11 protein-coding genes are annotated in these 11830 nt (G+C 61.3%); 7 read left to right on the top strand and 4 right to left on the bottom strand.

The genetic code is table 11. The annotated features are described in order from the left end of the window. The first annotated feature begins 212 nt into the window (after positions 1-212). Positions 213-1124 (top strand): acetamidase/formamidase family protein, encoded by a 912-nt coding sequence (locus tag MF410_RS23850; protein WP_097627967.1) that lies wholly within the window; start codon positions 213-215, stop codon positions 1122-1124. A 43-nt stretch (positions 1125-1167) separates the two neighbouring features. Here MF410_RS23850 and MF410_RS23845 read toward each other — a convergent pair whose 3' ends face one another. Together MF410_RS23845 and MF410_RS23840 are read right to left on the bottom strand one after the other, a co-directional pair. Continuing rightward, positions 1168-2070: a proline iminopeptidase-family hydrolase gene (locus MF410_RS23845; RefSeq protein WP_097627932.1), complete on the bottom strand. Its 903-nt coding sequence runs from the start codon at positions 2068-2070 to the stop codon at positions 1168-1170. An 83-nt stretch (positions 2071-2153) separates the two neighbouring features. Further along, positions 2154-2930 carry a LuxR family transcriptional regulator gene (locus tag MF410_RS23840; protein ID WP_097627966.1) on the bottom strand — a complete coding sequence of 259 codons (777 nt, stop codon included), beginning with the start codon at positions 2928-2930 and terminating at the stop codon, positions 2154-2156. A gap of 142 nt (positions 2931-3072) precedes the next feature. Here MF410_RS23840 and MF410_RS23835 point away from each other — a divergent pair, with 142 nt between their 5' ends. Genes MF410_RS23835 through MF410_RS23815 form a run of 5 tightly spaced genes read left to right on the top strand, consistent with a single transcriptional unit; the run spans position 3073 to position 9041 of the window. Further along, a complete protein-coding gene (locus MF410_RS23835) occupies positions 3073-3963 on the top strand; it encodes a proline iminopeptidase-family hydrolase (RefSeq protein WP_097627931.1) in 891 nt (296 codons plus the stop codon). A 51-nt stretch (positions 3964-4014) separates the two neighbouring features. Further along, entirely contained in the window at positions 4015-4953 is a 939-nt protein-coding gene (locus tag MF410_RS23830) for an ABC transporter permease (protein WP_097627930.1), read from the top strand. Then, positions 4950-5801 carry an ABC transporter permease gene (locus MF410_RS23825; RefSeq protein WP_097627929.1) on the top strand — a complete coding sequence of 284 codons (852 nt, stop codon included), beginning with the start codon at positions 4950-4952 and terminating at the stop codon, positions 5799-5801. Before MF410_RS23830 ends, MF410_RS23825 begins: the two co-directional genes overlap by 4 nt. After that, positions 5798-7507, top strand: coding sequence for an ABC transporter ATP-binding protein (locus tag MF410_RS23820; protein WP_097627928.1), 1710 nt, complete (start codon positions 5798-5800; stop codon positions 7505-7507). The genes MF410_RS23825 and MF410_RS23820 overlap by 4 nt, the downstream gene beginning before the upstream one ends. A gap of 19 nt (positions 7508-7526) precedes the next feature. Continuing rightward, positions 7527-9041, top strand: coding sequence for an ABC transporter substrate-binding protein (locus tag MF410_RS23815; protein ID WP_239620483.1), 1515 nt, complete (start codon positions 7527-7529; stop codon positions 9039-9041). Positions 9042-9125: 84 nt separating this feature from the next. Here MF410_RS23815 and yghU read toward each other — a convergent pair whose 3' ends face one another. Both yghU and MF410_RS23805 read right to left on the bottom strand, forming a co-directional pair. Beyond that, positions 9126-10001: a glutathione-dependent disulfide-bond oxidoreductase gene (gene yghU, locus MF410_RS23810; RefSeq protein ID WP_097627926.1), complete on the bottom strand. Its 876-nt coding sequence runs from the start codon at positions 9999-10001 to the stop codon at positions 9126-9128. A 192-nt stretch (positions 10002-10193) separates the two neighbouring features. Then, positions 10194-11045, bottom strand: coding sequence for an NAD(P)-dependent oxidoreductase (locus MF410_RS23805; protein ID WP_097627925.1), 852 nt, complete (start codon positions 11043-11045; stop codon positions 10194-10196). Between the two features lie 211 nt (positions 11046-11256). Between MF410_RS23805 and MF410_RS23800 the strand changes: the two genes are divergently transcribed. Beyond that, entirely contained in the window at positions 11257-11724 is a 468-nt protein-coding gene (locus MF410_RS23800; RefSeq protein WP_097627924.1) for a universal stress protein, read from the top strand. The last annotated feature ends 106 nt before the right edge of the window (positions 11725-11830 follow it).

The following is an 11830-nucleotide window of genomic DNA, read 5'->3' as shown; positions in this document are numbered from 1 at the left end:
TCCTACCCGTTGCTTCGCTCGATCGGCTGAGGGATCTTAAAGCGCGACGCGAGACCTATATCGGCCCTTGGCTACCCGAACCGATCATCGAGATCGAAGAAAACCCCGAGTGATGCTGCGGATATTGGCATTGCTGGCGATCTCTGGTCTAGTCTACCCGGCGTCCAGCCGCAGGCCTCATGGCATTCGAAACGAGCGAGAGCTGTATTCTCATGACCACTCACCGCTTCATTCCGACGAGCTTTCACAATGTCATCGGCTCCCTTCCGCCAGCCCTGCGCATCGCCGATGGCGACACCGTCGTGACCGAGACTCTCGACGCCGCCGGACATGACAAGGATGGCGTCAAGCAGGCAACCGGCGGCAATCCGATGAACGGCCCGATCTTCGTGGAAGGCGCCGAGCCCGGGGATGCGCTGAAGGTCGAGATCGTCAGCATGATCCCGACCAGAGACACGGGGTTTACCCGAAGCGTCGTCGCCGCCAGTGTGGTCGATCCCGAGACGGTGCGTGACCTGCCGCCACGCGATATCGCCATCTGGGCCATCGACCGCGAGGCCTTGACCGTCCGGCTTTCCGAGCCGGTCGCAGGCCTGGAAAATTTCGTTCTGCCGCTCGCCCCGATGATTGGCTGTTTCGGCGTGGCGCCCAGCCTCGGCCAGGCGATATCGACCGCGACCAGCGGCGAATATGGCGGCAACATGGATTATCGGCTGTTCGGTCCCGGCACCACGGTTCGCTTTCCCGTGTCGGCTCCCGGCGCCTTGTTCTTTCTCGGCGATTGCCATGCCGTGCAGGGGGATGGTGAGATTGTCGGAACCGGCATCGAGACCACCTTCGAAGTCACCGTTCGCCTGACGGTGGAAAAAAAGGCCGGGTTGGTCTGGCCGCGCGGGGAAACTGCCGAAGACATCTTCACCATCGGCAACGCCCGACCGCTCGACCAGGCGCTCCAGCATGCCACCAGCGAAATGCTGACCTGGCTGGCGTCGGATTATGGCCTGGACAGAACGGCAGCCAGTCATCTGCTCGGCCAAGTCGTGCGTTACGACGTCGGCAACGTCTTCGATCCGGCCTATACGATGGCCTGCCGTGTTGCCAAGAAATGGCTGGTTCGTCGATAGGCGATCGCCAGCTGGCGATCAATGATTGGCCGGCGGCACTTCCTCAATCGTGCCGTGACAGGAAAGCGGAAACGGTCGCTAGGCAAAGCTGCTTTTCCTCGACATGCGGCATGTGGCTGGAATTTTCGAAGAGCACCCATTCGCAGCCGGGAACACGGTCGAGATAGGGCCTTACCACCAGGGGTGTCGCCTCGTCGTATTGGCCGGAGATCAGCAGCGTTGGGGCTTCGATGCGGTCGAGCCTGTTTTCGATCGTCCAGTCCTTCATCGTGCCGATGACATGAAATTCGGTCGGGCCATTCATGTTGCGGTAGACAGTGCTGTCCTCGTCCATGATTTCGAATGTCCGCGCCACTTCGGGTGGCCACGGCACCACGCGGCAGACATGGCGGTCATAAAAGACGCGGGAGGCGGCGATATAATCCGGATCGGTCAGGCTTCCCGCCAGCTCATGCTTCAGCAGCGTGTCCTGCACCTCCTTCGGCAATTCCCGCCTCAGCCGGTTCGCTTCCGAAACCCAGGTGTGCATGTTGGCCGGCGAGTTGGCGATGACGAGCGCCTTCAGGCCTGGCGGCCGGCGCACCGCATGTTCGGCGCCGAGCATGCCGCCCCAGGACTGGCCGAGAAAGGCATAACGATGCTGGATGCCGAGATGGGCAAGCAACGCGTCCAGCTCTTCGAGAAACAGGCCGACCGTCCAGAAATCCGGCCCTTTGTCGGGAAGGCGGGTAGAGTTGCCATTGCCGAGCTGGTCGTAATGAATGACCGGGCGGTCGTCGAGCGCGGCGATGTCCTTGAAGGAATCGACGTAGTCATGGGTGCAGCCGGGTCCTCCATGGGCGACGACGAGCGGCAGCTTGTCGCTTTCCAGCGATCCGGTGACACGATACCAGGTGCGATAGTCGTGAAAAGGCAAATAGGCTTCATTCGTCACGGTTTCGGCCACCGGTGTCTCCATCTCTTGGCATGTCGGAAACCATAACGCGGCGGCAGCGGCCAAGGCAGCTATCACAACTTATAGGGTGACCATTAATCGGCCGGCCGGTCCTCGAGTAGGCGGTAATGGGTGGCGCGCACCACGGCCTGGGTGCGGTTGCGCGCACCGAGCTTCTTTGCCGCGGCATTGAGATGCATCACGACGGTCGGCACCGAACGGCCGATGATGCGGGAGATTTCCTTGGCGGAAAAACCTTCCGCGGAATGGCGCAGACACTCGCGTTCCCGCTCGGTCAATCGGACCGTGCCGACGCTCAACGCCTTCTTGTCGAAAAGCGAATACGCCGTCTCGTGGAAGACATGGGCCAGCAGGTTGAAGTCGGCGATATAACGCAGCGCATGCCGTTCGAACTCACTGTTCCCACCGAAGCGGATGCCGGTAACCGTCGCATAGTCGCCGCCCGGCATATGGACCGGCACGGTGACGCCGGTCGACATGTCGCGTTCGTACAGGTAGCGCGCTACCGGCGCGGTGTCGTCGCTGATGAAGCGATTGATCAGTGTGTCGGCATCGGTGTCGTAGTTCCAGAAGAACGGCGCCGTGCTGCGCAGCGCCACCTTCTGGACAGGATCGATGCGGAAATAACCGCGGTCGAACCAATAGTCGTGCATGTCGTCGGAAATATTCCGGAGCTTCAGCAGAGATGGTATCATGATCGCGCCGTCGAGATCGTAGGGCACCGGCGTATAGTCGTAGATCAGCGCCTCGAAGCCGATCTGCTTCATCGCCTCGAAGGCCTGGTCGATCCGGCCCTCCAGCGTTTCGTGCGCCGTAAACTGCCGTCTGATCGTTCCGATGTCGTCAATCATGGCCTCGTCAAGCATGGGCGGCTCCCGGTTCGGCATGCACCCCACCCTATCACTTCTTATAGCTGGCACGGAGCGAGATTTGCGATAAAAAATTAACCATGCCCAAATATTGAGCAAGCGAAATCTTCTGCCGGAGCGATCAATGTGGCGTGAAATACGGCCGGACCAGCGGTTCGAGATCGATGTCGATGGCTATCGCGTCGTTGCCTATAGCTTCGGGGCCGGCAGCGAGACGGTTTTCTGCCTGAATGGCGGACCCGGCCTGCCCTGCGATTACCTGCGCGAGGCGCATTCCTGCCTGATCGACAAGGGCTACCGCGTCATCGCCTTCGACCAGCTCGGCACCGGCGCATCCGATCGGCCCGACGATCTCTCGCTCTGGACGATCGGCCGCTATGTCGAGGAAACGGAGACCGTGCGCAAGGCGCTGGGGCTCGGCAAAGTCCATCTGCTCGGCCATTCCTGGGGCGGGTGGCTGGCGATCGACTACGCGCTGACCTACCCCGAAAATTTGAAGACGCTGATCCTCGAGGATACCGTTGCCGACATGCCGCATCTGATTTCGGAACTGGAACGGCTGCGGGCGGCACTCGGTCCCGAAACGGTCTCGATGATGCAGAAGCACGAGGCGCAGGGCACCTACAATCACCCGGAATATCTCGCAGCCGTCACCATTCTCAACTATCGCCACGTCTGCCGCCTGGCGGAATGGCCGGCGCCGGTGCGCCGCTCGCTCGACGATTGGAACATGGCGCCCTATGAGACCATGCAAGGGCCGAACGAGTTTCTCTATACCGGCAACCTCAAGGACTGGAACCGCATCCCCGATCTGCCGCGCCTGATGCTGCCGGTGCTGATCACGACGGGAGAGCATGACGAGCTGACGCCGGCCTGTGCGCTGAGGATGAAGCTTGCCCTGCCAAATGCCGAGCTCAAGGTGTTTGCCAATGCCAGCCACATGCCGTTCTATGAGAATCCGCAGGATTATTATCCAGCACTTCTCGATTTTCTCGCCCGGCACGAGGCAGGCTGATGCAACAGGAAGCGGACCGAACCCGACGAAGACAAAGGGGCGATCGCCGTCATGCATCGCTATAAATTCGTTCTGACGCGACCGCTGCAGTTTCTGCCCGTCATCTTCGGCATTAGCGTCATCACTTTCATTCTGGTTCGGCTGATTCCCGGCGATCCGGCGCGCAACATTCTTGGCACGCGCGCGACGCCGGCGGCTCTCGCCAGCATCCGCGCCCAGTACGGTCTCGACCAGCCGATGTGGCTGCAATATGTCTATTTCCTCAAGAATCTTGCCAATGGCGAAATGGGCAAGTCGATCCTCTACAAGATCGACGTGCTGAAGCTGATCGTCACCCGCGTCGAGCCGACGCTCGCGCTCGTCGTCTCCAGCGTCGTGCTTTCGGTCCTGATCGCAGTGCCGATGTCGGCAATCGCCGCACGCAATGCCGGCCGGGCTCCGGATCATGCGGTGCGCATCATCTCGACCTTCGGCATCGGATTTCCGCCCTTCTGGCTGGGGCTGATGCTGATCATCCTGTTCAGCGTTGATCTCGGTATCCTGCCGGTCTCGGGCTATGGCGCGACGATCGGCGAAAAGCTGTCGCATCTGGTGCTGCCGAGCCTGACGGTTGCGCTGTCGCTCTCGACCGTGCTGACGCGCAGCCTGCGGGCGGCAATGATCGAGCAGCTGAAATCGGATGTGGCGACCGCGGCGCGCGCCCGCGGCATGCCCGAAGGCATCGTCTTCTGGCGGCATGTGCTGCCGAATTCGCTGGTGCCGACGATTAATCTGCTTGCCGTCAACATCGGCTGGCTGATCGGCGGCACTGTGGTAGTCGAGAGCGTCTTTGCGCTGCCCGGCATGGGACAGCTGCTCGTCAGGGCGATCTTCTCACGCGACTACATGGTGGTTCAAGGCGTCGCCATGGTCTTTGCCTGCGCCACTGTGCTTATCAATTTCATCGCCGACATCGTCACTGTCGCCGTCGATCCGAGGGTGAAGCTATGAGCATCGAGGCGGTCGCCCCCGCCTCCCTCGGCTGGCGCCGGTTCTTCGGCCGGCGGCCGATGCTTGTGCTCAGTGCCGGCCTGCTGCTGTTCTTCGTCCTGCTGGCGATCGGTGCGCCCCTCGTCGCGCCTTACGACCCGATCATGCAGAATGCCGAGGTGCGCCTGCAGGCGCCTTCATTGTTGCATCCCTTCGGCACCGACAATTTTGGCCGCGATATTCTCTCCCGCGTTATCTGGGGCGCGCGCCTCGACCTGCAGATGGCGCTGATCGGCGTCATCTTCCCGTTCCTGATCGGCACGATCGTGGGCACGATCGCCGGCTTCTTCGGCGGCATCGTCGATGCGCTGTTCATGCGTCTTGTCGATATCATCCTCGCCTTCCCCTTCCTCGTGCTGATGCTGTCGATCATCGCCATCCTCGGCCCGGGTCTTGGCAGTTTCTATATCGCCATGGCGCTGGTCGGCTGGGTCTCCTATGCGCGGCTGATCCGGGCGCAGATGCTGGTGCTGAAGGGCAGCGACTATGCCGTTGCCGCTGTCAGCCTCGGCTTCAGCCGCCCACGGATCATGTTCCGCCACCTGCTGCCGAACGCGATCGCCGGCTCGATCGTATTTTCGATGTCCGATGCGACGCTGGTGCTGCTCAGCGGCGCTGCCGTCAGCTATCTCGGCCTCGGCGTCCAGCCGCCGATTGCCGAATGGGGCGTCATGGTCGCCGAAGGACAGAGCTTCATCACCACGGCATGGTGGATCACTTTGTTTCCTGGCCTCTCCATCGTCTGCCTCGCCTTCGGCTTCAGCATGCTGGGCGATGCCCTCGGCGAACTGCTGGGGGTGCATGAATGAGCGGCTCGGTGCTATCCGTTCGCGATCTCACAGTCAGGGCGCATGTAGATTCCGGCCCGCGCACGCTGCTCGATGCGGTCTCGCTCGACCTCGGCAAGGGTGAGATTCTCGGCCTCGTCGGCGAAAGCGGCTCGGGCAAGAGCCTGTTCTGCCGTTCCCTGGTGCGCCTGCTGCCCTCCTTGCTGCTGAAGATCGAAAGCGGTAGCGTCCTGCTCGAAGGGCGCGACCTCATGCGGATCGACGATGGCGAGATGCTGAAAGTGCGCGGCGGCGAGATCGGCATGATCTTCCAGAACCCGACCAGCCATCTCGACCCGGTGATGCGGATCGGCGATCAGATCGCGGAGGGCATCCGCTATCACCAGGGCCTCGGTGCCCGCGAGGCCCGCACCGCAGCGACGGAAATCCTGGCGCAGGTCGGTTTTCCCGATCCCGTGCGCCAATATGACAGCTACCCGCACGAATTTTCCGGTGGCATGCGGCAGCGGGCGATGATCGGCGTGGCGCTGTCCTGCAATCCGAAGATCCTGATCGCCGACGAGCCGACCACGGCGCTCGACGTGACCATCCAGGCGCAGATCCTGCGGCTGCTGATGGAGATTCGCGACCGGCGCGGGCTGTCGATCATTCTGATCACCCACGATCTCGGCATCGTCGCCCAGACCTGCGACCGCATCGCCGTGCTGCGCGGCGGCAAGCTCATCGAGGAGGGGCCGAAGCGGGCGATCCTGGCGCTGCCGCAGCACCCCTATACGATCAACCTGATCAACAGCCACCCTTCCCTGCCGGGCGAGATATCAGCGCCGCGGCCGGACATTGCCGAAGCCGGCCAGCCGGTGAGGCCATTGCTTGAAATCGACGATCTCCACGTGCGCTTCAAAACCGGCGGCAGCCTGTTCAAGGGCGGTGCCAGAAATGTCAGCGCCGTTGCCGGCGTCAGCCTGCAGATCATGCCCGGCGAGACGGTCGGCATTGTCGGTGAATCCGGCAGCGGCAAGAGCACGCTTGCCCGTGCTGTGCTCGGTCTCACACGGATTTCGTCCGGTCACGTCACCTTCGACGGCGTCGATCTGGCCCAGCAGAAAAGTGCTGGCCTGGCAAAACTCAGGCGCGAGACGGCGATGGTGTTCCAGGACCCATACAATGCGCTCAATCCGAGGCTGACGATCGGGCAGATGCTGGCCGAAGTGCTGAAGGTGCAGGGCAAGGTCGCCAGGAGCGATATCCAGGCGCGGATCGGCGAACTGCTCGATCTCGTCGGCCTCGAACGCGAATTCGCCGGCCGCAAACCGCGCAGCATGAGCGGCGGCCAGTGCCAGCGTGCCGGCATTGCCCGAGCCCTCGCCGTCGATCCGAAGCTGATCATCGCCGACGAATGCGTGGCGGCCCTCGACGTCACCATCCAGGCGCAGATCATCGAGCTCTTCCGCGAGCTCACGGCGAAGATGAACCTCACGCTGATCTTCATTGCCCATGATCTCGCAATCGTCCGCAATCTCTGCGAACGCGTCGTCGTGATGTATCGCGGCGAGATCGTCGAGGAAGGTCGCTCAGAAGAAGTCTTCGCGCGGCCGAAACACCCCTATACGGCGGCGCTGATCGCCGCCATTCCCGACATCGATCCTGACAAGCGGCTGCTTCAAGACGCCGACGGCAAGGACGATCCCCATTCGATGCCGATTCAATCAATCAAACGCATGCCATAACAACGAAGGGAACGAACTCATGACAAACAGGTGGAAATCAATCGGGCTTGCAGCCTTGCTCGCCGGTCTGACGCTCAGCGCAAGCTATGCCGAGGCCGCCGGTGTACTCACCATCGGCCGCCGCGAGGATTCGACGACATTCGATCCGATCAAAACAGCGCAGAACATCGACAACTGGGTGTTCTCCAACGTCTACGACGTGCTGATCCGCGTCGACAAGACAGGCACGAAACTGGAGCCGGGCCTTGCCGAAAGCTGGACCACCTCGGATGACGGGCTGACCTACACGTTCAAGATCCGCGACGCGAAATTTTCCGACGGTTCGCCGCTGACGGCGGAGGACGCGGCCTACAGCCTGCTGCGCATCCGCGATGACGCGGCCTCGCTCTGGAGCGATTCCTACAAGGTGATCGACACGGCGGTCGCAACCGACGCCCATACGCTGACGATCAAGCTCAAGAACCCGTCCGCGCCGTTCCTTTCGACTCTGGCACTGCCGAATGCCTCCGTCATCTCCAAGAAGGGCATGGAATCGCGTGGTCCCGACGCCTATGGCGAAAAGCCGATCGCATCCGGCGCCTTCGTGGTCGAGGAATGGCGGCGCGGCGACCGCGTCATTCTCAAGAAGAACCCGAATTTCTGGCAGGCGGACCGGGTGAAGCTCGACGGTGTCGAGTGGATCTCGGTGCCTGACGACAATACCCGCATGCTGAACGTCCAGGCCGGTGAGCTGGATACGGCGATCTTCGTGCCCTTCTCCCGCGTCGAGGAGTTGAAGAAGGACCCCAACCTCAACGTCGATATCGACGCTTCGACCCGCGAGGATCATCTGCTGATCAACCATGCGCATGGCGCGCTCGGCAAGAAGGAAGTCCGCCAGGCGCTTGATCTCGCGATCGACAAGAAGGCGATCGTCGATACCGTTACCTTCGGCCAGGGCACGGTCGCCAACTCCTACATTCCGAAGGGCGCACTCTATTATTATGCCGACAATCTGCAGCGACCTTATGATCCAGAAAAGGCAAAGGAGCTGTTGGCGGCTGCCGGCGCCTCGGACCTGACGCTGAATTATTTGGTGCGCGCCGGCGACGAAGTCGATGAGCAGACGGCCGTGCTGGTCCAGCAGCAACTGCAGAAGGCGGGCATCACCGCCAACCTGCAGAAAGTCGATCCGAGCCAGGAATGGGACATGACGGTTGCCGGCGACTACGATATCTCGGTCAACTACTGGACCAACGACATTCTCGATCCGGACCAGAAGACCACCTTCGTCCTCGGCCACGATTCCAACAACAACTACTCGACCAATTACAAGAGCGAGGCGGTGAAGGAACTGGTTGCCAAGGCGCGTCTCGAGCTCGATCCGAAGAAGCGCGAACAGATGTATGTCGATCTGCAGAAGATGGCCAAGGACGACGTCAACTGGATCGACCTCTATTACAGCCCCTATATCAACGTCTCACGCAAGAATATCGAGAACTTCTACCAGAACCCGCTCGGCCGGTTCTTCCTGGAAGATACGGTCAAGAACTGAGTTCTGACAGCATGCAGATGTTCCGCCGCCGTAAAGGCGGCGGAACATAATTTGTTGCTGCGACACGTGGCTGGGGCCGCTTGCTTACTCGGCGGCAGCGAGCTTGTCCTGCGTCCTGGTGTCGAAGTCGCTGGCGTCGTGGCGCTCGTGCAACTGGCTCGAGGGCTCACCGGAGAGGCGGTTGACCATCCGGCCGCGTTGCACGGCCGGCCTGCTGTAGATGCTGTCTGCCCAGCGCAGCACGTTCTTATACTCTTCCACCTGCAGAAACTCGGCTGCACCGTAGGTCCAGCCCTTCACCAACCCGCCATACCAGGGCCAGACGGCAATATCGGCGATCGTATAATCGCTGCCTGCCAGATACTCGCTTTCGGCAAGGCGACGATCGAGCACGTCGAGCTGACGCTTCACCTCCATTGCAAATCGGTCGATCGCATATTCGATCTTCGTCGGCGCATAGGCGTAGAAATGGCCAAAGCCGCCGCCGAGATAGGGGGCGCTTCCCATCTGCCAGAACAGCCATGACAGGCATTCGGCGCGGGCGGCCGGTTCAGTCGGCAGGAAGGCGCCGAACTTTTCCGCGAGATAGGTCAAGATGGCGCCCGATTCGAAGACACGGATCGGCTTTGGCCCGCTACGGTCCATCAGCGCCGGTATCTTGGAATTGGGATTGACCGCGACGAAGCCGCTGCCGAACTGGTCGCCATCGCCGATCTTGATCAGCCAGGCGTCATACTCCGCACCTTCATGGCCAAGCGCCAGCAGTTCCTCGAGCATGATAGTGACCTTCTGGCCGTTCGGGGTGCCGAGCGAATAGAGCTGCAGCGGATGGCGGCCGACCGGAAGCTCCTTGTCATGCGTCGGCCCTGCGATCGGGCGGTTGATACTGGCGAATTGGCCGCCATTCGCCTTGTTCCAGGTCCAGACCTTCGGGGGTGTATAATCGGGAGAACCGCTCATCTTTCAAACTCCTGGCATTGATCGGACAGAGCGCGGCGCCGGTTGGGGCCGCCGCATTTTTCCTGACATAGCAGAGGCGATGAGGTTTTGTCAGAGGTGTCGGAGAAGGTTCACACAATCGTCAGAGTGTTGGAAAGCCCATGGCTCCATCTCTCATATTCGGTTGCTGCGACTATTGCTTGACCATTGCGATCAGTTTTCGGTTCCCGAGGAAGCGATGATCTCGTCCAGCCGTCCGACGAGCACGCGGCTGCCCTCCACGTCGCCAGCCATCCTGGCAAAGAGGTCCGCCATGCCGCGGAAGATGGTCGCCGCCGGATCATCGTCTCCAAGGAAATCGGCAATCTCCTGCATTTCGGCGACCCATCGATAGGCCTTCGGGTACATGTCGGGAATGGATCTCGACAGCTTGCGATCGACGTCCGGAAGGCTGTCGGAGAGTTCGGCTTTCAGGCTTTCGGCAGCACCCGAGCGCGATGCGGCAAGCAGCATGGCGGTGCCGAGGCCGGTAAATCCCTTGTTGATGCCGGCATAACACATTTTCAGGGCCGAGGCGGCGCCGAGCGGTCCGTCGAGCCTGCGGATCCTGAGGCCGCAATCCTCGAGCAGCCGGCTCCGCTCCGCGGTATCGCCGCTGATATAGATGGTCGGACCTGATTTGCCGGGGACCGGCGGCCCGCCGATGATCGCTCCGTCAAGCACCTCGATGCCGCTGCCTTCGAAGCGTGCCGCCAAAGCCTGCATCGTTTTCGGCGCAATCGCGTTGAGGTCGATGAAGGGAGGCGGCGCCTGCATCTCCGACGCTATGTCCGCGACGAGTCCGGCGACCTTGATCGCCTGCGCCGGCGGGACGATCGACAGGATCAACTCAGCCTTCGTCAGCTCCTGGTGGCCGACCGGCACCATGCCGGCTGCCTTTGCCCGCACAATCGTCTGCTCGCTCCTCCCCTCGAGATAGGTCAGCACCGTAGCGCCGTGGTCGATCAGCCGTTTGGCGACGGCACTTCCCATCGCACCCGATCCGATAATCGCAAAATTCGGCATGTGAACCTCAATCAGTGACGACACCGGGTTAGAAATGTTGCTGGAGACCGTGCCGTCAACTGCGACGATACAGCCGGAGGTTCGTTCACAAGCAGTTGGCCGTTTCATGCGCGCTGCCGTTGCGGCACTTTTTCTTGATATTCGTCAATGTCGGAATGGTCGACACCGGTATGATCGGTGTTATCATTCGCATTCGAGGATATGGATTTCAATGTATCGGACGATCATCTGCGGCATCGGCATGGGTTCCAGGGAAACGGCAAGCCGCCTTTTGCGTCGGGCTGCTGCGCTGGTGGATAAAGGCGGGAGCCTCGTCGTCGTGCACGTCATCGAGGGTATCCCCCACCGTCACCTGACGGAGCTTCCCGAAGAATTCGAAACGACCGCGATCGTCGACGCCGAAAAGAAGCTTGCATCGCTTTGTAAAGAGATGGGAGTTCCGGCAACGATCGAGGTTCGTATCGGCGTCGCCGCCTCCGTGCTCGTTTCCGTTGCAAGGGAGAAGTCGGCCGATCTCATCCTGCTTTCATCCCATGTGACGGATATCACCGACTACGTCTTCTCCTCGATCGTCGACAAGGTCGTGCGCCACGCCGGGTGCTCGGTTCTCATCGACCGGCGACCCGATCCCGCGCATGAAGGCTCGGCGCCTCAAGTGGAAGACGCGACGTTGTTTTAGTTCCGCTGCGGATTGACGAAGTCGATCGGAGCGACCGGCCTCCCCTCCCCGGCGGCGGCCCGACAACCTATATCATCCCCAAGCCAACCAGCAGTATTCGCTGCCT

Origin of the sequence: Rhizobium sp. C104 (assembly GCF_022354505.1) — a bacterium.
In the GTDB taxonomy this organism is placed as follows: Bacteria; Pseudomonadota; Alphaproteobacteria; order Rhizobiales; family Rhizobiaceae; genus Rhizobium; species Rhizobium redzepovicii.
Note: the sequence above shows the minus strand (reverse complement) of the source record. Positions and strands in the feature narration are given on the sequence as shown.

Coding starts and splice junctions, on each gene's coding strand:
- MF410_RS23800 (WP_097627924.1), top strand. CDS start 11,257: ATGTATCGGACGATCATCTGCGGCATCGGCATGGGTTCCAGGGAAACG.
- MF410_RS23840 (WP_097627966.1), bottom strand. CDS start 2,930: ATGATTGACGACATCGGAACGATCAGACGGCAGTTTACGGCGCACGAA.
- MF410_RS23820 (WP_097627928.1), top strand. CDS start 5,798: ATGAGCGGCTCGGTGCTATCCGTTCGCGATCTCACAGTCAGGGCGCAT.
- MF410_RS23815 (WP_239620483.1), top strand. CDS start 7,527: ATGACAAACAGGTGGAAATCAATCGGGCTTGCAGCCTTGCTCGCCGGT.
- yghU (WP_097627926.1), bottom strand. CDS start 10,001: ATGAGCGGTTCTCCCGATTATACACCCCCGAAGGTCTGGACCTGGAAC.
- MF410_RS23835 (WP_097627931.1), top strand. CDS start 3,073: ATGTGGCGTGAAATACGGCCGGACCAGCGGTTCGAGATCGATGTCGAT.
- MF410_RS23805 (WP_097627925.1), bottom strand. CDS start 11,045: ATGCCGAATTTTGCGATTATCGGATCGGGTGCGATGGGAAGTGCCGTC.
- MF410_RS23850 (WP_097627967.1), top strand. CDS start 213: ATGACCACTCACCGCTTCATTCCGACGAGCTTTCACAATGTCATCGGC.
- MF410_RS23830 (WP_097627930.1), top strand. CDS start 4,015: ATGCATCGCTATAAATTCGTTCTGACGCGACCGCTGCAGTTTCTGCCC.
- MF410_RS23825 (WP_097627929.1), top strand. CDS start 4,950: ATGAGCATCGAGGCGGTCGCCCCCGCCTCCCTCGGCTGGCGCCGGTTC.